Annotated in this window: 17 protein-coding genes; 10 read left to right on the top strand and 7 right to left on the bottom strand. The window is 68.6% G+C overall.

The window, feature by feature from the left end; all coding sequences use genetic code 11:
• Positions 1 to 120: 120 nt before the first annotated feature.
• Together ABGB14_RS48200 and ABGB14_RS48195 are read left to right on the top strand one after the other, a co-directional pair.
• A complete protein-coding gene (locus tag ABGB14_RS48200) occupies positions 121 to 420 on the top strand; it encodes a hypothetical protein (protein WP_347650610.1) in 300 nt (99 codons plus the stop codon).
• Positions 417 to 875, top strand: a complete 459-nt coding sequence (locus tag ABGB14_RS48195; RefSeq protein WP_347650609.1) for a hypothetical protein — start codon at positions 417 to 419, stop codon at positions 873 to 875. Before ABGB14_RS48200 ends, ABGB14_RS48195 begins: the two co-directional genes overlap by 4 nt.
• Positions 876 to 887: 12 nt before the next feature.
• Here ABGB14_RS48195 and ABGB14_RS48190 read toward each other — a convergent pair whose 3' ends face one another.
• Together ABGB14_RS48190 and ABGB14_RS48185 are read right to left on the bottom strand one after the other, a co-directional pair.
• The gene (locus tag ABGB14_RS48190; protein WP_347650612.1) at positions 888 to 1,421 is read right to left on the bottom strand and encodes a transposase; all 534 of its coding nucleotides are present in this window, start codon (positions 1,419 to 1,421) and stop codon (positions 888 to 890) included.
• Positions 1,418 to 1,963: a winged helix-turn-helix domain-containing protein gene (locus ABGB14_RS48185; RefSeq protein WP_347650608.1), complete on the bottom strand. Its 546-nt coding sequence runs from the start codon at positions 1,961 to 1,963 to the stop codon at positions 1,418 to 1,420. Before ABGB14_RS48185 ends, ABGB14_RS48190 begins: the two co-directional genes overlap by 4 nt.
• 122 nt (positions 1,964 to 2,085) lie before the next feature.
• On the opposite strand from ABGB14_RS48185, the gene ABGB14_RS48180 reads away from it, so the two are divergent.
• The 4 genes from ABGB14_RS48180 to ABGB14_RS48165 are packed head-to-tail and all read left to right on the top strand — an operon-like array spanning position 2,086 to position 6,018.
• On the top strand, positions 2,086 to 3,021 hold the full coding sequence (locus ABGB14_RS48180) for an AAA family ATPase (protein WP_347650607.1): 936 nt from the start codon (positions 2,086 to 2,088) through the stop codon (positions 3,019 to 3,021).
• On the top strand, positions 3,018 to 4,472 hold the full coding sequence (locus ABGB14_RS48175; RefSeq protein WP_347650606.1) for an SAVED domain-containing protein: 1,455 nt from the start codon (positions 3,018 to 3,020) through the stop codon (positions 4,470 to 4,472). The genes ABGB14_RS48180 and ABGB14_RS48175 overlap by 4 nt, the downstream gene beginning before the upstream one ends.
• A gap of 47 nt (positions 4,473 to 4,519) precedes the next feature.
• Positions 4,520 to 5,698: a site-specific integrase gene (locus ABGB14_RS48170; protein WP_347650605.1), complete on the top strand. Its 1,179-nt coding sequence runs from the start codon at positions 4,520 to 4,522 to the stop codon at positions 5,696 to 5,698.
• Positions 5,695 to 6,018, top strand: a complete 324-nt coding sequence (locus ABGB14_RS48165) for a helix-turn-helix transcriptional regulator (protein WP_347650604.1) — start codon at positions 5,695 to 5,697, stop codon at positions 6,016 to 6,018. The genes ABGB14_RS48170 and ABGB14_RS48165 overlap by 4 nt, the downstream gene beginning before the upstream one ends.
• A 5-nt stretch (positions 6,019 to 6,023) precedes the next feature.
• On the opposite strand, the gene ABGB14_RS48160 is transcribed toward ABGB14_RS48165, so the two are convergent.
• On the bottom strand, positions 6,024 to 6,188 hold the full coding sequence (locus ABGB14_RS48160; RefSeq protein WP_347650603.1) for a hypothetical protein: 165 nt from the start codon (positions 6,186 to 6,188) through the stop codon (positions 6,024 to 6,026).
• Positions 6,189 to 6,989: 801 nt separating this feature from the next.
• On the opposite strand from ABGB14_RS48160, the gene ABGB14_RS48155 reads away from it, so the two are divergent.
• Positions 6,990 to 8,315, top strand: coding sequence for a hypothetical protein (locus tag ABGB14_RS48155; protein ID WP_347650602.1), 1,326 nt, complete (start codon positions 6,990 to 6,992; stop codon positions 8,313 to 8,315).
• Positions 8,316 to 8,396: 81 nt separating this feature from the next.
• Here the strand turns inward: ABGB14_RS48155 and ABGB14_RS48150 are convergent, their stop codons facing one another.
• On the bottom strand, positions 8,397 to 11,546 hold the full coding sequence (locus ABGB14_RS48150; protein ID WP_347650601.1) for a PDZ domain-containing protein: 3,150 nt from the start codon (positions 11,544 to 11,546) through the stop codon (positions 8,397 to 8,399).
• 147 nt (positions 11,547 to 11,693) lie between these two features.
• Between ABGB14_RS48150 and ABGB14_RS48145 the strand changes: the two genes are divergently transcribed.
• Together ABGB14_RS48145 and ABGB14_RS48140 are read left to right on the top strand one after the other, a co-directional pair.
• The gene (locus ABGB14_RS48145; RefSeq protein ID WP_347650600.1) at positions 11,694 to 12,119 is read left to right on the top strand and encodes a hypothetical protein; all 426 of its coding nucleotides are present in this window, start codon (positions 11,694 to 11,696) and stop codon (positions 12,117 to 12,119) included.
• A gap of 52 nt (positions 12,120 to 12,171) precedes the next feature.
• Positions 12,172 to 13,140, top strand: coding sequence for a TIGR03557 family F420-dependent LLM class oxidoreductase (locus ABGB14_RS48140; RefSeq protein WP_347650599.1), 969 nt, complete (start codon positions 12,172 to 12,174; stop codon positions 13,138 to 13,140).
• Here ABGB14_RS48140 and leuS read toward each other — a convergent pair.
• The gene (gene leuS / locus ABGB14_RS48135; protein WP_347650598.1) at positions 13,137 to 15,584 is read right to left on the bottom strand and encodes a leucine--tRNA ligase; all 2,448 of its coding nucleotides are present in this window, start codon (positions 15,582 to 15,584) and stop codon (positions 13,137 to 13,139) included. The genes ABGB14_RS48140 and leuS overlap by 4 nt on opposite strands.
• Before the next feature lie 465 nt (positions 15,585 to 16,049).
• On the opposite strand from leuS, the gene ABGB14_RS48130 reads away from it, so the two are divergent.
• On the top strand, positions 16,050 to 17,972 hold the full coding sequence (locus ABGB14_RS48130) for a hypothetical protein (RefSeq protein ID WP_347650597.1): 1,923 nt from the start codon (positions 16,050 to 16,052) through the stop codon (positions 17,970 to 17,972).
• Positions 17,973 to 17,988: 16 nt separating this feature from the next.
• On the opposite strand, the gene ABGB14_RS48125 is transcribed toward ABGB14_RS48130, so the two are convergent.
• A complete protein-coding gene (locus ABGB14_RS48125) occupies positions 17,989 to 19,230 on the bottom strand; it encodes a cytochrome P450 (RefSeq protein WP_347650596.1) in 1,242 nt (413 codons plus the stop codon).
• Between the two features lie 87 nt (positions 19,231 to 19,317).
• Positions 19,318 to 20,214 carry an alpha/beta hydrolase gene (locus ABGB14_RS48120; protein ID WP_347650595.1) on the bottom strand — a complete coding sequence of 299 codons (897 nt, stop codon included), beginning with the start codon at positions 20,212 to 20,214 and terminating at the stop codon, positions 19,318 to 19,320.
• Positions 20,215 to 20,292 lie beyond the last annotated feature (78 nt).

Here is a 20,292-nt window from a genome sequence, read left to right as displayed (position 1 = left end):
CTACGGTGAGCACGGGTGTGCCTTCCCGACCGACGCGCCAACGTCGGCCTTATCTCGAAACCATGATCAGATGATTCGGGAAGGTACACCCCTTCCCGTCAGATCCACAGGTTTCGATCATTGCTCCAGTTTTTCGCCTTCATCGTCAATGGCGGGTTCGATCAACAGATCGCCTTCACTGACTACCACCCCACGTCTGACCTGCCCGATCGAGGGAGTGCACCGATTCAGATTCTGGACCCGGTCAACTTCGACAACAACGTAGCCGAACACTACGAGATAAAGGACCGCGACCGGCTCGTCGCCGCAGCCCAGGAGGCGTTCGACGCGATCTCGACGGCCTACTACGAACCGACCAAGGGCCAGGCGGTCGAGCTCTGGCAAGACGTCCTGGGCACCAGTTTCAAGGCGGCGACATGAGTAGCTACACCTATGCCGAGACCTTCACACGCGTCCATGCGCGCCGCCTGGCCGGCAGGGTTACCAGCGATCTACGACAAAGCTCTATCCTCTATGGCAGCCCGAGCAGCGGAAGCCTTCAGGACTATCGGCTTGAACTTGAAGAACTCCTCGTCGGCGGTTATGTCGACAAATATCAGTTCGGGTTCAAGAAAGACGGCCGGGTGGTCTGGTCGCTGCGCTACACCGTTGGTCCGGACGGGGAGCTCACCGGCGGCGCTGGCGGTGTCCCGTCGGGGGTCGATGTCAGTCAGGCGAGCTGGTTCAACTTTCTGACCTATTCGGCGGATTGGTATGCGCTCGATGCCTCCGCGAGGGAGGCCGTCAAGAGCAAGCTTCCCTTCACCAGGGGCACGGGTTCATTGCCCAGCGACACACACGGCTACTGGGAGAATGAGCGTTCCTACAGAGGATGAAAGTCTGGGGTTTCATGTCGATCTCGGGTTGATGATCAGGTTGGTGTGTGCCAGGAAGGCGTTCAGGAGGTCGGGTCGGTACTGCATGCGTTTGAGCCGGCTGCGGATGACCTGGGCGAGGTCGTCGAGGGTGCAGGGGGCCAGGTTGCCCAGGGAGCGTTTGAGGTGTGACCACGCCATCTCCACCGGGTTGAGTTCGGGCGCGTAGGCCGGCAGGTGGAACACCGTCAGCCACGGGCGTGCGTCGATCAGGCTGCGCATCAGGGCATCGACGTGGATGTTGACGTTGTCCCAGATGAGCACGATCGGGCCGCCGAGCTGCTGGTGGGCGGCGTCGAGTAAGCGGGCGTAGTCGTTCTCGCCGAACCCTTTGCGTTCGTGCTTGCGCCGCCGGTAGATCCTGATGCGGAACAGCAGCCGGGTCCGCTGCCCCGGTTTGACGCAGATCAGCCCGGCGAGGTTGACGCGGCCGGAGCCCTTGCCCGAGACGGTGACGATGGGGGTGTGTCCGCGGCGGGACCAGGTACGGGCCTTGGGCGGCCTCAGTGATTGGCCTGCTTCGTCGGCGAAGCAGATCCACGCGTCCTGGTCCCGCGCGGTGGTCCCGCCAGCGGCCAGGTGTCCTTCACCCAGGTGGCGATCTTCTCGTCGTCGCGTTCGGCCGCCTTGCGCTGGGGCGCCTGCGGGCTCCAGCCCAGCCGGTGCAGCAGATAGGACACTCCGCGCGGGGTGTAGGTGACGTGGAACAACCGGCCGATCAGCACCGCGACCCGGGCCAGGGTCCAGCGCTGATCCTCGGTCCACCCCCAGACTGCAGGACCGGCGTCCAGCGCCGCCTCCAGCCGCTGCACCTGCGCCTCGCTCAGCCGGCAGCGCGGCCCGCCCGGCCCTTTCGACTCCAGCGCCTCAACTCCCGCCGTACGCCAAGCCCGATGCCAGACATAGGCCGACTTACGAGAGACCCGCAGCTTCCTGGCCACCTCAGGCGGCGACATGCCCGCGGCGAACAACCCGGCAGCCTCCAAGCGGACCTGTTCACGCTTGGCTCGCGCCGCCGGGGTCAGACCACCACCATCCGGATAACGCATCCCACCGGCATACTCCCCAACCCCGCCCCGCACAGGCAACCACGAGGTGACACCTCAGTAATTCACCCTCTGTATGCCGCAGGGGGCGTCGGGTTGCAGCGGGCCGTCTTTCGGAGTTGGTCGTGACCGAGGGCATCGAAGGGTTGTTCGCCCGCACCGAGGAGTTCCCGAACTCGTCGGCGCGGGCCAGGCTGGCCGCGCTCGTTGGGCTGGATGACCTGATTGACCGTCTCGCGACGGATGCAGTTGCGCTGCTGGATCCCACCACGATCCAATCATGGAGCAAGGCCGTGCATGGCGAGGTCATTCCGGCTGTCACGGCACTTGCGGACCGCACTCCGCTCCTTGTGTTTGCGGGCGACGTCGGGGTCGGCAAGACCGAAGTCGCCGAAGTGATCGGTCAGGTGATTGCAACCCGGGCTGACGCCGACGTGACCCTATATCCGCTGAGTCTGACAGCCCGGGGGCGCGGCGCTGTCGGCGAGATGACCACGCTGCTGACTCGGGCCTTCGAGCGCATCAGCGCCGATTTCGTCCGAGCGCGGCGAAGTGACGGGACCGCCTCCAGTCTCGGTGTCCTGCTCATCGATGAGGCTGATGCCCTGGCCCAGTCTCGAGAACTTGCTCAGATGCATCACGAAGACCGAGCGGGGGTGAACGCCCTGCTGCGTGGCATCGACGGGATGCGGACCGATCGCCTACCCGTGCTCACAATCTTGTGCACGAACCGGCTCGACGCGCTCGATCCTGCAGTGCAGCGTCGCGCTGCGGCGATCGAGGTGTTCGGGCGTCCCAATCGTGCGCAGAGGTTTGCGTTGCTCGCCCGGCATCTATCCGGAGCCAAGCTGTCGGACACGGAAATCGACGGTTTGGCCGCGGCCACCGGCGAATCCGCCGACCGATCTTACGGCTACACCTACTCCGACCTTCGTCAACGGCTGATCCCGGAGATGGTTCTTGCCGCATACCGTCACGGAGTCGCCCTCGACGCATTGATCGCTCATGAGGTCCTCGCCCGGACACCACCCACCAGGCCATTCGAGGCGCTGACAAGATGACGACCCGGGCCGCCAGCGGGGCCCGACTGCTGGGCGACGATGTCCAGCACCTCGTCGTCTGGTATCACGTGCTACGCACCCAGCGAGTGGACTCGACGATCATCGAGTTAGCGGTCGAAGCCTCTGGTGCCGGAAACGTGGACGATCTTACTTTGTGTCGTGAGCAGGGGCCGGACGAGTACTGGCAGGTCAAGGCCTCTGTGGACTCCACCAGCCCGCTCACTGAGGCCTGGCTGCTTGAACAGCCGAAAGGCAAGCTGAGCCTTCTGCAGCGGCTGCACGCTAGTTGGGTGAAACTACGTCCTCGACACGATCAGCCGCCGAAAATCGTCCTGGCCACCACTAAGGCGATCAATCCGACCGACGAGGTGCTTGGACTGCGGGCGACGCTAGACGCCCGTATCGTTGAGACATTGCGGCTCGGGACCGGCACGCTTGCAGAAGCGCGCACACGTTGGGCGGACCATCTCGGAGTCAATGAGAACGAACTGCTCGAGTTTCTTGAGTGCTTCGAGATCCGCCACGCTCTATCCGAAGCGGAATGGAGAGAGAAAGTCCATGACGCTGCGGCAGGAGCCCGAGTCCGAACAGACGACACGGCGGCAGCAGTGGCTGTCCAGCAGGTGCGCAACTGGGTCAAGGCGCCGCGACAGAGATTCACACCTGCCCAACTCACGGCGACGATCGACGAACTGGGACTACGCGCCTCGACAGCTCGTCCACTATTTGTGGTTCAAGCGCTGGAGCACAACCCGCGAGCCAGTACGGCCGCCTACTCCCTCGACTGGACGGACCTGTTCGAGGGAGATGACCCCCGTTGTCGACGCGCGTTCGCGAATCCGATCGTCGCTCGCGAGCGGATTGGCGCGGAACTCGCTGTTGCGCGACAGCGATTCAGAGGTGCTGCAGCCTGCGACATCGAGGTTGACGGACCGATGCGCCTGCCCTTGTGGTTCGCGATCGGCGCCGAGTTCACCAGCACGGCAGGCTTCACCGTCAGCGCACAGGCCCGGGACGGCCTCTGGCATTCCGACGCCTCTCCAAATCAGCAGAGAGATCTCGAGATCATCCTCCCGGATGAGGCTGGTGATTCAATCCGACGTCCCTGGGCGGTGAGCGTCAGCTTCGCCATCGACATCGCCGACGATGTCGATGAGTATCTGTCTGAGGCGCTCCCGAACGCTTATCACCTCAAGGCTCGGCTGCCTGTTCCTGGCCGCACGGCGCTGGCGAGCCTTTCGCATGCTCGAGCTGTAATGTTCCAACTTCGAGATGAACTGCGAGCCCTTCGAAGGCATCTCCGACCCCCTGAGCTGCATCTTTTCATGGCCATGCCGGGCGCCTGCGCACTGCTGCTCGGTAACATATGGGATCGGATGCCGCCCACCTGGACCTACTGGGACATGGGCGAGCCGGGCCAGTACGCACGAGCCCTGCTGGTTAAGAATTAAGGAGCAAAAGGTGTGCAGGACGAGCTGATTCCAGGAAAACGCTTGCGATGCGACACGATCACCTCAACAATGTTGCAGTAGATGCAACGGAGGTGGCCGTGGCTCAAGCTGCTGATCTGCCTGGTGCTGCGCATCTGGAACTGGTCGAGGGGGTTATCCCCCTTGATCCGGAACAGAGCGTATTGGACGCGATGCTGGCCGGGTGGGCACGTCAGCAGCGAACCCGGTTCCTGAACGAGAAGGGCACAATCAGTCCGCGACTGACGATGGTGCGGCGATTGGTGGAGTTCACCAACGCTTACCCTTGGCAATGGCGACCGGCCGACGCCGAGGACTTCATCGCGCATCTGCGCTCCCCGAACCGGGCTCGGCCGATCGCGGTGTCGACCGGCCGGGGTTATGAGACGACGCTGGCGCTGTTCATGAGCTATCTCTCCGACCGGCGTTACGGCTGGCCGGAGGCGTGTGAACGTCGCTTCGGGGCGGCTCCGCAGCAGATCTTCACCGAGGACAACCGGGTCGCCCACGTCACCGAGTATGAGGGGCAGCCAGGGCGGCGTCCGCTCACTTTCGATGAGGTCCAAGCCCTGTTCGATGCCATCGACGCACGGGTGGAGCAGGCTCAGGACCTTGGCCGCAAGGGCAGTCTCACCGCTCGGCGGGACGCAGCCCTGCTCAAGACGATCTACGCCTTCGGTCTGCGCCGCAACGAGGCCCGCATGCTGGATGTCGGTGATCTACGGCGAGCCCCGAAGATGCCCCAGTTCCGACAGTATGGCGGGTTATATGTCCGCTATGGCAAGGCCTCCCGAGGCAGCCCGCCCAAGCGGCGCACTGTGCTGACAATCCAGGAGATGGACTGGATCGTCGACGTGCTCGACGACTGGATCAACGAGGTCCGGCCGTTGTTCTCCCCGGGCCGACTGCCCGCCCTCTTCGTCACCGAGCGGTCCGGCCGTATGTCATTGCGCGGCCTCAACACCGCCTTCTCCAACGCCCGCGATGCGGCTGATTTGCCGCCTGAACTCGATCTGCACTCGCTACGACACAGCTACGTGACGCATCTGGTGGAGTTTGACTACCCCGAGCGATTTGTGTCGCTCCAGGTCGGCCACGAGTACGCGAGCACCACGGCGATCTACACCGGCGTCTCGGATGAGTATCGGAGCCGGCTAGTGAAACGCGTGCTCAAGAGCCGTCACCCCGACCTATGGGAGAATGAGTGATCAAGAAGATGGGCATCGTCTGGAACTTGCGCAAGCTGATGGCCGCCCAGGACATGTTCCAGACTACAGACCTGGTTTCGCCGCTGGCCGAACGTGGCGTCCACCTGTCTCGGGAACAGGTGTTCCGGCTGGTCACCCAGCCACCGCAGCGGCTGTCGATGGACACCCTGGCCGCCCTCTGCGACATCTTGAGCTGCACCCCGAACGACCTGATTCAAGTTGAGGCCGTCAACGCCCAGGTCCGCAAGACGGCCGACGGCACCCAGCCAGCGGCGCTGCCCCAGCACCGACGGACCCAGATTCGCCGCCCTGGCTCATGAACCGCCTACGCGACCAGCTGCGGCCCGAGGAACGCCACCAACGCATCACCACCACGCTGGCTGCCCACCTGCCCGAGCTCAACCATGCCGCGCTTCAACAGGTACTGACAGAGATCCGCGCTGACTGGGGCAAAGCACTGTGCACCCTGGACGAGCACCTGGCCGCTCATCCCGACGCGCTGACCTCCGCCGATCCTCGCTGCCCAGCCGTGGTGGTACGGCTCGCGCGCGCCTTGTGCGAGGCCGGATACTCTCAAGTCGTCGCGCCCGGCTGCTCTGAATGCGGCCGCAGTGGGATCGACCTGCCCCGAACCGGTCCGGGCGGGCGAGTCTGCTCGGCCTGCGGCGCCCGAGGTGACAAGAGACCATGCAGCCGGTGCGGCCGGAACGCGCGCATCCTGGCCCGCCGCCCAGAGGGCGGCATCTGCGCCGCGTGCTACCGGATTGACCCTCAGGTCACCGAGGAGTGTGCAGGCTGCGGACGGACGCGCAGGCCCGTCACCCGGCAACCAGACGGCCGGGCACTGTGTCAGAACTGCTGGACAGCTCCCGCCCACACCTGCACCGCCTGCGGAGCGGTGGGCCCGGCCCACGTCAACAGCGCGGACGAAGTCCTGTGCGCGTCCTGCTACCGGCGGCTCCGCCAGCCGCGACGAATCTGCGGCAAGTGTGGCAAACAGCGCTCCGTCTCCCGACGAGCCACCGCCGATAATCCCGATCTTTGCTACAGCTGCAGCCGACCACCGCAGGCCGAATGCGCGATCTGTCATCAGGTCAAGCCCTGCTCCAACAACGCTGAGTACGGTTTTGTCTGCCGCTCCTGCCGACCCCGCAAGAAGAGCCCTTGTTCCCTCTGCGACCAGTTACGGCCGGTTGGGGCATACTGGCCGCTCGGTCCGGTCTGCCCCGCCTGCTATGACCGAGTGCTGGAGCACCCCGATCAGTGCGCTGCCTGCGGAAGCTGCCAGCCCATGATCGCCCGCACCACCGACGGTGACGAGATCTGCGGCCCCTGTGCTGGACTGCCCGGTGCCTATATCTGTCCCGGCTGCGGGACCGGCGGACGTCTCTACGCTGACGGCTGCTGTCCTCGCTGCGTTCTGAAGGTCCGCCTCGATCAGCACCTGGCCGGCCCCGACGGGCAGGTCAACGCCCAGTTGCGACCGCTACTACAGGCCATGGCCAGCGCTGAGAACGCCCGCACCGTATTGAACTGGCTCAAGCACAGTCCGAACGCCCGCCTGCTTGCTGAGCTCGCCGCCAGCGGCCAGGCAATCACCCATGAGCTGCTTGACGAGCTCCCGCCCGGCCGTCACGAGCACTATGTTCGTCAGGCCCTGGTAGCCGCTGGCGTGCTGCCCGAGCGGCGTGAAGACCTCGATCGCATCCCCGCCTGGCTGAACACACTGCTGGTCGACCGTCCCGTCGAACACGCCCGTCTCGTCCGCCCCTACGTGCACTGGTTCCTGCTCAAACGTGCCCGCCGTCGGGCCGAACGCCGTCGCCACCCAGCGCACACCGGCGCCTTCCTGCGCACCTGGATCCGCATTGCCCTGGAACTGCTGACCTGGCTCGATGATCACGACGGCAGCCTGGCCACCCTTACCCAGGCCGACCTGGATCGCTGGCTCGCCGCTGGCAACACCCGCAACCACACCATTCGCTACTTCCTGGGTTGGGCCGCCGACCGCGGCATCGCCCCCCGCTTGACTATCCCGCCCATTCCCCGCCAGGACCCGGCCCGCATCCTGGACGAGCAAGAACACTGGGGGCAATTCCAACGTTGCCTCGCCGACACCGCCCTGCCTCTCGACGTTCGGGTAGCCGGAGCCTTGCTGCTGCTGTTCGGCCTGCCCATCTCGCGCATCCGGCTGCTGCGTGCCGAGCACCTACAAGATCGCGACGACGGCACCTATTTGGACATCGGACGCCATCCGCTGCTCATCCCGCCTCGGCTCGCAGTCCTGCTCCGTGAGCTGGCTGCTACTCCAGTCAACCGCAGCAATATGGCTGTCTCGGTCACCTGGCTGTTTCCTGGCCTCGTCCCTGGCCAGCCCGCGAGCTCGTCCGCGTTCGGCCGCAAGATCTGCGAGCACGGTATCGAGGCCCGCCCGGCACGCAACGCTGCCCTCATCGCTCTGGTGGAAGACGTCCCCGCGCCGGTCATGGCCGATATCCTCGGCCTGCACATCAGCACCGCCGTTCGGTGGGCCGACATCGCCAAACGGGACTGGAGCGCTTACCTCGCCGCCCGAGCCGAGGACCTCCAGCGGGGGAATACTGCACCCTCCGAATAAGTGATCTCCCCCAGTACCCGCGTCGGCCGGCGCGCACCGGTGGGGAGGAGCCGTACGGCCCCTCCCCACCGGTGTGCGCGGTCAGCGGGCGGGCGGCAGGCTGGGGGGCGTGGCGGGCGGGTTCTCCTCCAGGGCGGCCATGGCCAGCTCGATGGCCTTGTCGAGCTGCGGGTCACGCCCCGCGACCCGGTCCTGCGGCGTGATCACCACTTCGACGTCGGGGTCGACCCCGTAGTTCTCCACCCCCCACCCGGGGCCTTCGATCCAGAACGCGTAGCGCGGCTGCGTCACGCGGGTCCCGTCGACGAGCGTGTAGCGTGAGTCGATCCCGATCACGCCGCCCCACGTCCGCGTGCCCACGAGCGGCCCGATCCCGCGGTTCTTGACCCCCGCGCTCACGATGTCCCCGTCGGAGCCGGCGAACTCGTCGGTGACGGTCACGATCGGCCCGCGCGGCGAGTCCTCCGGGTAGCGCATCGGCTCGTACCCGCGAACCAGCGACCACGCGGTGACCTTCCTGGACAGCTTCTCCAGCACCAGCTCCGACAGGTGCCCGCCGCTGTTCTCGCGGACGTCCACGATGAGCCCGTCACGGGCCATCTCGGTACGCAGGTCGCGGTGGAACTGCGCCCACCCCGAGGCCACCATGTCGGGCACGTGCAGGTAGCCGAGCCGGCCGCCCGAAGCCTGCCTGACGTGGGCGCGGCGGTCCTCCACCCAGTCGTGGTAGCGCAGCTGCGTCTCGTCGGCGATGGGGTTCACCACGACGCGGCGCGGCTCGCCCCCTGAGGCGGGGCGGATGGTCAGCTCGGTGGGCCGGTCGGCAGTGCCGGCCAGCAGGGCGAGCGGCCCGCGTACCGGGTCGACGGGGCGGCCGCCGACGGCGGTGATCGCGTCGCCGGGGCGGACGCCGACGCCCGGGGCGAGCAGCGGCGAGCGGGCGGCGGGGTCGGACGACTCGCCGGGCAGGACGCGGGTGACCCGCCACACGCCGTCGCCGTCCCTGGCCAGGTCGGCGCCGAGCAGTCCCTGGCGGCGGCGGGGGTCGTGGCCGCCGGCGTTGGCCACGGCGTAGGCGTGCGAGGTGCCCAGCTCGCCCTGGGCCTCCCAGAGCAGGTCGATCAGCTCGGAGTGGCAGCCGATGCGGTCGACCAGCGGCTCGTAGCGGTCGAGTACGGCCTGCCAGTCGACGCCGTTCATGTCCTCGCGCCAGAAGTGGTCGCGCATGAGCCGACCGGCCTCGCGGAAGCCCTGCCGCCATTCGGCGACCGGGTCGATCTGGACGGTGACGCGGTCGAGGTCGATGGTGACGACCTCGTCCCCCTCGGAGGCGGAGCGGGTCTGCAGGCCGTCCTTGCCGTTGGTGACGAGCCTGGCGCCGTCGCCGCTGACCTCGAACGAGCGCACCTCCTTGCCCAGCTCGGCCTTGGCGCGCTTCTTGAGGTCGTACCGTTCGAGCACGGTGTCGTTCTCGGACTCGGTGCCGTCGCCCAGGCGGCCGGTGAGGGGGTGGCGCAGCCAGAGGAGGGCGTCCTTGGCGGTGCGCAGGTTGCTGTAGAGCCCCGAGGGCACCGGCACCGGCACCACGCGGGAGGCGATGCCGTCGGGGTCGACCTCGGTGCGCGGCGGCGCGTCGTCCTTCGCCCCGTCGTCCTTGGCGGCCTTGTCGTCCTCGCCGTTGAATCCGCGGCCCTGCAGCGAGGGGTCGAACGGCGACGGGGTGCCGGCCTGCAGCGGCACGAGGTAGGGGCGGCAGCCTTGGGGAAACGACAGGTCGAAGCTGTGGGTGTCGTAGACGGGGTCGAACGTCCGGATCGACAGGAACGCCAGGTGTTTGCCGTCCTTGGTGAAGACGGGGCCGTAGTCGGCGAACCGCATCGGGGTCACGTCGATGACGGAGGTCCCGTCGACGCGTCCGATCTTGATCTGTGACAGCGGCTCGTGGTCCGGATGCACCCAGGCCAGCCAGCTCGAGTCGGGCGAGAACGTCAGGCCGCTGACGTCTCCCTGCGTGGTGCGGTCGAGCTCGCGGAGGTTCCCGGTTTCGAGGTCGGCGACCAGCAGCCGCCCGTCGTGGGTGGCCACCGCCACGTGCTTGCCGTCGGGGGCGGCCTCCAGGTCGAGCACGCGGCCGAGCTGACCGGTGGCCAGCGTCCTGATCTCGCCTCCTGGCGTGCCGACCTCCAGCCCGTCCTCGCCGCTCGCGTCGGACACCCACACGGCCCGCCCGTCGGAGTCCAGGGCCTGCGGGAGGCGTACGCGGACGCCGGGCTGCGCGCGGAGCACGCCGGCGGGGCCGTCGCGGTGGGTCACCCAGTGGGCGGTGCCGCGGATCTCCACGGCGCTGGCCCGCCCGCTCGCGTCGGGCGAGAACGAGCCCGCCCGCAGGGGCGCCGGCCGCCTGGCCCGTCCTGGCCGCGGCCCGCCCAGCCGCACGTCCAGCCGGTACGGCTCGGCGTCCAGGCTCTCCAGCAGCCACAGGTCGCCGGCGTGGCTGTAGATCACCCGCTCGCCGTCACCGGCGGCGTGGCGGGCGTAGAACTCCTCGTGGGAGCTGTGCTTGCGCAGGTCGGAGCCGTCGGGGCGGGCGGAGTAGAGGTTGCCGGCGCCGTCGATGTCGGCCAGGAACACGATCCTGTCGCCCACCCAGCCGGCCGACCAGTACTGTGCCGCGCTGTCGGCGAACAGCCTGGTGAACGCTCCGTCGCCGTCGGCGTCGACCCAGATCTTGCCGGCGGTGCCGCCTCGGTACCGCTTCCACTGCGAGGGCTCTCGCCACATCGGCGACACGGTCGCCACCTGGACGCCGTTGACCGCGACGTCGCTCAGCCACCCGTACGGCAGGCGTGTGGCCGGTCCCCCGTCGAGCGGCACCGCGTAGGCCCAGTTCCTGCTGGTCTCGCTCTGTCCGGCCGCGCTGACCGCGAGCACGTCGCCCTCGGGGGTCCATCCGCGTACGCCGGTCGCCGTGTTGCCCCAGTGGGTCAGCCGTTCGCCCTCCGGGCCGTCGATCTCGGCCGCGAACACCTCCGGGGCGCCCTCTTTGCCGCTGGTCCACGCGATGCGGCTGCCGTCGGGCGAGAATCTCGGATGCGACACCGATACGCGGTCCGCGGTGAAGCGCCAGGCTCTGCCTCCTGTCAGGGGAGCCAGCCAGACGTCGTCGTCGGCGACGAAGGTCACCATGTCACCGTGCAGGTGCGGGTGTCTGAGGTATGCGCCATTTGTCACAGATGCACACTAATGCGCGAGACCAAGGCCAGCCCAAGAATTCTCTCCCCAGCGAACTGACCCTGTCCTCGGAACGGCCAAGTCCGGGATGCGCCGGACATGCAGGGGAATGGCACGAATTCCGGCTTCTGCATCCTGTGAGGCACCATGAAGATCCTCGCCCGCCCGCACCAGCTCCCGCCCCGGCTGGCCGCCGCGGCCGTCATCCTCAACTCCGGGCTCAGCAAGTCAGGCGCAGGCGAGGACACCGCCGCGAGCCTGCACGGCATGGCCTCGGGCACCTATCCGTTCCTGCACAGGATGAGCCCGCTCACCTTCACCAGGCTGCTCTCCAAGGCGGAGATCACCCTCGGCGTGGCCCTGCTGGTGCCGCTGGTGCCTTCACTCCTGGCGGGGGCCGCGCTGACGGGCTTCGCGGCGGGCCTGCTCGGCCTGTATCTCAAGACGCCCGGCCTGCGGCAGGATGGCAGCCTGCGGCCCTCCGAGCAGGGCGTCGCGATCGCCAAGGACGTCTGGTTGCTGGGCATCGGCCTGGGCCTGGTGGCCGAGGAGATGCGCGACCGCTGCCGTTGACGATCTCCGGTTCCTGGACGCTAATCCCGGCTGACAGGGGTAGCCGGGACGCATGGTACACATCGGCTACACCCTGATGTCCGAACAGACCCCGGCCCGCGAGCTGGTCGACTACGCCGCGGCGGCCGAGCGGATCGGCTTCGACTACGCGGTCATCTCCGACCACTACTTCCCGTGGCTGGAGGAGATGGGGCACTCGCCCTACTGCTGGTCGGTGCTCGGCGCCGCGGCCCAGGTCACCGAGCGGCTCCCGCTCATGACCTACGTGACGTGCCCCATCATGCGCTACCACCCGGCCGTGGTCGCGCAGAAGGCGGCCACGATGGGCGTGCTGAGCGGGGGCCGGTTCACCCTGGGGCTCGGGGCGGGCGAGAACCTCAACGAGCACGTCATCGGCGAGGGCTGGCCGCCGGTCGACACCAGGCACCGCATGTTCGCCGAGGCCGTACAGATCATCAGGGAGCTCTTCAGCGGCGAGTACGTCACCCGCCAGGGCGAGTTCTACGACGTCGACTCCGCCAAGCTCTACGACCTGCCGGAGCGGCCGGTGCCGATCGGCATCGCCGCCTCCGGCGGGCAGTCCGCCGAGCTCGCCGCCGAGTACGGCGACGTGCTCGTGGTCAACGAGCCGCTGCCGGAGGTGGTGCAGCAGTTCCACGCGGCGGGCGGCCACGGCAGGCCCGTCTACGGCCAGCTCGCCCTCTCCTACGACACCGACGTCGAGGCCGCCAAGGAGCGCGCTCACACGTTGTGGCGCTGGGCGGCCACCGGCGGCTGGAAGGTCATGGCCGAGCTGCCCGCGCCGGTGAACTTCGCCGCCGCCGCCGGCACCGTGCGCCCGGAGGACGTGGCCCAGAGCGTGCCCTGCGGCGACGACGTGGACGCGGTCGTGCAGGCCGCGAGGAAGTACGTCGACGCGGGATACACCCACATCGCGCTCGTCCAGATCGGGCACGACCGGCAGCAGCCCTTCTTCGACTGGGCGGAGAAGGAACTGCTGCCGGCCCTGCGCTCCCTCTAAGGGACGATGTTGACCAGCTTGGGCGCCCGGACGATCACCTTGCGGGGCGCGTTCTGCAGGTAGGGGGCGACCTTCTCCGAGGCCAGGGCCAGCGCCCGCAGGTCGTCCTCGCTGATGCCGGGCGGGACCTCCAGGCGGTCGCGGACCTTGCCCGCCACCTGCACCACGCAGGTGACCGACTCCTGCACCAGCAGCTGCGGCTCGGCCACCGGCCAGCCGGCGAAGGTGACGGGACCGGTGCGGCCCAGCCGCTCCCAGCCCTCCTCGGCGGTGTAGGGGGCCACCAGCGACAGCATGACGGCCAGCGTCTCGGCGGCCTCGCGCACCGCCGGGTCGGCCGGGCCGGGGCCGGAGTCGACGGCCTTGCGCGTGGCGGAGGTCAGCTCCATCATGCGCGCCACCGCCACGTTGAAGCGGTAGGACTCGACCAGCCTGGTGACCTCGTCGATCGTGCGGTGCGTGACCTTGCGCAGCTCCACGTCGCCGCCCTCGAACGCGACGCCGGGCTCGCTGGTCACCTCGGACATCACGCGCAGCACGCGGGCCAGGAACTTCTGCGAGGCGGCCGGTGAGAGGTCGGCCCAGTCGATGTCGTCCTCGGGCGGACCGGCGAAGATCATCGTCAGGCGCACGGCGTCGACGCCGAAGTCGTCGATCTGCTGGCCCAGGTCCACGCCGTTGCCCAGGGACTTCGACATGGCCTTGCCGCCGTTGATCACCTGACCCTGGTTGAGCATGCGGACGAACGGCTCGGTGAAGTCGACCATGCCCATGTCGTGCAGGACCTTGGTGAAGAACCGCGAATACAGCAGGTGCAGCACCGCGTGCTCGATGCCGCCGACGTACTGGTCGATCGGGCCCCACTTGCGCACCTGCTCGGGGTCGAACGGGCCGTCGGTGTAGCCCGGCGAGCAGTAACGCAGGAAATACCACGACGAGTCGACGAAGGTGTCCATCGTGTCGGTGTCGCGCTGGGCGGGACCGGAGCACTTGGGGCACTCGACGTTGACCCACTCCGTCGCGCTGGCCAGCGGGGAGACGCCCTTGGGCGCCAGCGCCTCGCCCCGCATGTCGGGCAGCGTGACCGGCAGTTGCTCGTCGGGGACGGGCACCTCGCCGCAGTCGGGGCAGTGGATGATCGGGATCGGCGTGCCCCAGAACCGCTGCCGGGACAGCAGCCAGTCGCGCAGCCGGTAGTTGACCGCGCCCGTGCCCCTGCCGTCACGCTCCAGGACCTCGATGATCCTGGCGATGGCCTCGGTCTTGCTCAGGCCGTCGAGCGGCCCGGAGTTGACCAGCGTGCCCTCGCCGGGCGTGGCCTCGCCGGTCTCGCCCGGGTCGGCCAGGCCGGTGTGCACGACGACCTTCACCGGCAGCCCGAACTTCACCGCGAAGTCCAGGTCGCGCTGGTCGTGGGCGGGCACGGCCATGATGGCGCCGTGGCCGTAGTCGGACAGCACGTAGTCGGCCGCCCAGACGGGGATGCGCTCGCCGTTGACCGGGTTGATCGCGTAGCGGCCCAGGAAGACGCCCGTCTTCTCCTTGTCGGTGGCCAGCCGCTCGATGTCGCTCAGCTTGGCGACCTCGGCGCGGTAGGCCTCGAAGCGGGCGCGGTGCTCGTCGGTGACGATCTCGTCGGCCAGCGCGGCGTCGGCGGCGACCACGAAGAACGTGGCGCCGAACAGGGTGTCGGGCCGCGTGGTGTAGACGTGGACCGGCTCGTCGCGGCCCTCGATCTCGAACAGCACGTCGGCGCCCTCGGAGCGGCCGATCCAGTTGCGCTGCATGGTCAGCAGCCGCTCGGGCCAGGTGTCCAGCTGGTCCATGTCGTCCAGCAGCCGCTGCGCGTAGTCAGTGATCTTGAAGTACCACTGCGTCAGCTCGCGGCGGATGACGTCGGCGCCGCAGCGCTCGCACTTGCCGGCCACGACCTGCTCGTTGGCCAGCACGGTCTGGTCGTTGGGGCACCAGTTGACCAGGCCGCCCTTGCGGTAGGCCAGGCCGCGCTCGAAGAACCGGTTGAACAGCCACTGGTTCCACCGGTAGTAGTCGGGGTCGCTGGTGTGCAGGCGACGCGACCAGTCAAAGGAGACGGCGTAGCGCCGGAACGAGGTGGCCTGCGTCTCGATGTTGGCGTAGGTCCACTCGGCCGGGTGGGCGTTGCGCCTGATCGCGGCGTTCTCGGCGGGCAGTCCGAAGGAGTCCCAGCCGATCGGGTGCAGGACGTTGTAGCCCTGCTGCATCCAGAAGCGCGCGATGACATCGCCGATGGCGAAGACCTCACCGTGGCCCATGTGCAGGTCGCCCGACGGGTAGGGGAACATGTCGAGCATGTAGCGCCGCTCGCGGGGGTCGGCCGGGTCTTCGCTCGCCCGGTAGGGGTCCTGCTCCTCCCATCGCTGCTGCCACTTGGCCTGCAGCGCCTGCGGATCGTACTCACTCACGGCTACTGTCCTTTGAATTGACTCGGACCCATAAGAAAACCCCCCGTGCACACAACGAGGGGTGGAGCCGCGACGGCGAGATCTTCAGGGCCGTCGCGGCCCGATAAGAAGCAGGGTCGCGGAACGCATGTGTCAAGCCTAGCGCACGTCTTCGGCTGAATGCAGATACTCGATCGAGGCCGGCGGGCACAATAGATCCTTCAGGTCCAGCGAGACCTGATGGTGATGTATCCGTTGTGACCTCATTCGTCCCAGAAGAATAGCCTTGTCGCCGTGGTGTACCCAGCTGAGCCTGATCGTCCGGAAGCCGACCTGCCGCTCCAGGATCCGCCGACCGATCCTGACGGCTTCGCTCGTTTCGCTGCGGAACCGCCTGCATCTCCTGGAAAATCCCATGAGATCATGCCTCGGACGTCAAATCCGGATATAAGGGCGAATCCGGACACTACATCGGGAGGGCCGGCCATGGCAGCGGATGATTCCGGATCACACCTGCCGTCCTGGCCCGACGCGCCGCGACGCGACGGATCCGGCACGCGGTCGTCCGGCTCGCACGCCGCCGACGTTCCCACAGCGTGGCCCGAGGCACCGGTGCCCGCCCACGGCGACCCCGCCTGGCCGGAGCCGCCGCGCAAGGACGACTCCTGGCCCGAGCCGCCCCGCCGCTCACGCCACGCGGCCTCCCCGCAGGACACGACCGGCCCGTCCTGGCCCGAGCCGCCCCGGAGCACCGCCCCTGGCGCCTCCTCCTGGCCGGACCTCCCACCGCAGAACACCGCCGGCTCTTCCTCCCGGTCCGGCTCCGCGCAGAGCGCTTCCGGGCCTGCTCAGCCCGACCCCTCCGCACTGGGCACCGGCCCTTCCGCGTGGCCCCAGGCATCGCCGCAGCCGAGCGCAGGCGCCCCCTCCTGGCCGGACCTTCCGCCGCAGGACCGCGCGGGGCCCTCCGCATGGCCGCCCGGCTCCGCGCAGAACGCCGCCGCTCCCTCCTCCCGGCCCGACGCGCCACACCAGGACGTGCCGGTCTCGTGGCCCGAGACGTCCTCCGAGGTGCCCATGTCCTGGCCGGAGGCGTCCCCCCAGAGCACGGCCGGACCACCGCAGGCCGCCTCGGGCCCCTCCTCGCGGCAGGACCGGCCACCGCAGGGCGGCACGAAGGCGCCCCAGCACCCCGAGCAGCCTCAGGTCCCCGACCCCGTGCCCGCGTGGGCGCAGCCGCCGGCCCCGGCTCCCGGCGCGTGGCCGGACGAACCGGCGCCACGGGGCAAGCGCCACGCGGCCGAGTCGCCGGAGCCCACGCCCTCGCACCGCCAGTCCGCCCCGAACAACACCCCGCCGCACGACGGCCCGTCCACAGCCCACCCTCCCCCGTCCTCCGTCCCCGCCTCCGAGCGGACGATCACGTACGCCAGACACTCCGAGAACCTGCGAGACGATCGCGCGGTGCCCTCCTCCCCCATGGACTCCCCCCACACTGACACGCCCCCCGGCGAGGACCACGCCTCCCGCCCCGGCTCTAACCTCAACCGTGATCCCTCCGACCCCGACCGCCGCTTCGTGACGGCGGGCCAGATCAGCGGGTCGCGCACCCCGCCGCCCGAGCGCCAGCAGGAGCTCTGGAACACCGTCTTCGGCGACAACTACCAGGCCATGGGCGGACAGGACGCCCTGGAGGAGGAACCGGGCAAACCTGTCTGGATGTACGCCCTCGGCAGTTCGGTGGCGGTCGCCCTGGTGATCGCGCTGATCTGGGCGTTCCTCGCGGGACCGCTCGCGAGCGAGGACCCGGCGAGCTCCAACGTCGCGGCGCAGCCGTCCGCCTCGAAGAAGCCGCGCGCCACCAAGACCTCGTCGTCGATCGGCCCGCTGCCGAAATACTCCGGCAAGCCCTCCCCCGTCATCGGCAGGATCCCGGACGCGCCGGCCCGCATCTCGGTCCCGCGCCTCGGCGGTGACTGGCGGCTGGACCAGCGCGCCACGGTCAAGGCCACGTACGGCTTCGACACCCGGCAGTACGTCCAGGTCGCGCCCGAGCGCTACGCGCAGCTGATGACGGCACCGCTGTCGCAGCGGCTGGCCTCGTACTACGAGCCGGACGACCTGGAGCCGGCCATCAAGCAGGTCGTGCTCTCCGCCCGCAGGAGCTACTTCCCCAAGGACAACAAGGTCCGCAAGATCGCCCAGCAGGCGATCAAGGTGGGCGACTCCACGGGACGGCTGATCGCGTACTCGCTGACGTCGCAGACCGAGAAGGCCACGATCGTGACGATGGCCGTCAACACCGGCGGCAACGTCCCGGCCATCGTCTACATGTCGATCCCGGCCGAGAGCAAGCGGCTCCTGCCCGACGTCCGCACGGTCATGAACCAGATCAGGCTCACCTCCTGACCCGGGGCGTCGACGGCTAGAAGGCGCACTCCATGTGCTTGATGCCGTTGATGAAGCTGGAGTGCAGGCGGTCCGGCTTGCCGCCCTCGATGTGCGGGACGCGGCGCAGCAGCTCGCGGAACATCGCCGTGATCTCCCGCCTGGCCAGGTGGGCGCCGAGGCAGAAGTGCGGGCCCGGGCCGCCGAAGCCGACGTGCGGGTTGGGGTCGCGGGTGATGTCGAAGCGCAGCGGGTCGGCGAACACGTCCTCGTCCCGGTTGGCCGCCCAGTAGAACAGGACCGCCTTCTCGCCCTTGCGGTAGAGGTGGCCGTTCATCTCGTGGTCGCGGGTGACCTTGCGGCGCATGAAGTTCACCGGGGAGGCCAGGCGCACGATCTCCTCCACGGCTCCCGGCGCGCGCCCGTCGATGTCGTCCAGCCAGAGCGCGCGCTGGCCGGGGTTCGTGGTGAGCAGGCGCAGGCCGTACGAGATGGCGTTCCTGGTGGTCTCGTTGCCGGCCACGACCAGCAGGATGAAGAACGAGCCCAGCTCCTGCATCGTCAGCCGCTCACCGTCGATGTTCGCGTTGACCAGGGATGACGTCAGGTCGTTGGTGGGGTGGTCGGCGCGGTGGGCGGCCAGGTCCTGGACCAGCTGCTGCAGCTCCATGCCGGCGGTGAGCAGGCGGTCGGCGATCTGGGTGAGGTCGCCGCCGGTGTATTCGGGGTCGAAGCCGCCGAGGATGATGTTGGAGCGGTCGAAGACGAACCGGTAGTCGTGCTCGGGAATGCCCATCATGTCGCAGATGATCTTCAGGGGCAGGCGCGCGGCGACCTCGGTGACGAAGTCGCAGCCGGACCCCTTGGCGATGAGGTCGCCGACGATGGCGCCCGCCGCCGCCTCGACGTCCGCCTCGAACTGCTTGATCATCTTGGGCGTGAACGCGCGCGAGACGATCCTGCGGAGCCTCGCGTGCCGGGGGTCGTCCATGTTGATCATCGAGCCGAAATACTCGGTGAACTCGGCGGGCATGTCGGGGATGTTCGTCGCGCCGCCCTGACCGGAGCTGAAGACCTCGGGATTGCGGCTGGCCTCGAGGATGTCGGCGTGCTTGACCAGCGCGTGGTAGCCGGGCCCCTTGGGCGCGAAGGAGAGCTCCATCTCCTCGAAGAAGGCGGGCGTCTCGCGCGAGCGCAGCCGCTCGAACGCCCTCTCTCGCTCGTCCATGGGTTTGGCCCAGAACTCGGGGTCCGACAGATCGAAGTCGAGGACGCTCATGTGGCCATCATTCGGAAAGCGGCCACTTACGTCAATGGTCCGGACGTACACCGTACGTATCTGCCGGGCATCCGGGGTGGCAGGTGCTCAGAAAGGCCCGGAGCCGGGGTTGAAGCCCATCGGGCGGATCTGGGTCAGCTCGGCCGAGGACGCCGGGCCGAGCCAGTCGAGGATGAGCCGGTTGACCTCGGCGGGCCGTTCGAGATGGAGGAAGTGACCGGTGCCGGCCACCTGCTGCACCCGTGAGCCCTCGGGCAGGTGGCCGGGCGCGTCGCGCGTCAGCTCGGCGCTCAGGCAACCGTCCTGGGCGCCGTGCAGGTAGAGGACGGGCCCCGTCACCTTGGACTCGACCTCCGGATAGCGGCCGGAGGGCGGCGTGGTGCCGAGCATCGAGCGGTAGTAGCCGATGGCCGCGCTGAGGTTGGCGGGCGCGCCGATGCTGCGCCGGACGAACTCGAGGTCCTGGCGCGCGTCGTAGCCGGGCGACCAGTCGCGCCAGAGGTTGTCGAAGAAGCCGGGCCTGGAGGCGGCGGCCTCGGCCATGCCGGTCTGGAAGAGGAAGACGTAGAACGAGCGCTTGAGCTGGTCGTAGTCGAGGAAGCTCGAGCCGAGCACGCCGGGCGGCGGCACGGCGAGTGCCACGGCCCTGCGGAAGCGGCCGGCGGTGAGGTAGACGGGGAAGGCGCCCCAGTCGTGGCCGACGACGACCGCGTCGGCGTCGCCGCCGAGTTCCTCGTGCAGGGCGCGCACGTCGGCGACCAGCGCGGCCTGCTCGTACGCGCCGTCGGCGGGCACCTCGGTGGGTGCGTAACCGCGCATGAACGGCGCGACCGCGCGGTAGCCGCGCTCGGCCAGCGCAGGCATCAGGTGGCGCCAGGTGTGGGCGGTGTCGGGGAAGCCGTGCAGGCACAGCGCCAGCGGCCCCTCCCCCATCGTCAGGTACGCGAACTCCACCCCGTTGGCGTGGACATTCCTGATCTCCATCAGATCCTCCCGAGGGGACCGTCGCCTTGAGTCGACGGGTGAATCGGGAGCGGGAGGGCCGTCAAGGCCCGATCGTGC

Source organism: Nonomuraea sp. B10E15, from assembly GCF_039871615.1.
Lineage (GTDB): Bacteria > Actinomycetota > Actinomycetes > Streptosporangiales > Streptosporangiaceae > Nonomuraea.
This window is presented reverse-complemented; position numbering and strand designations above follow the sequence as displayed.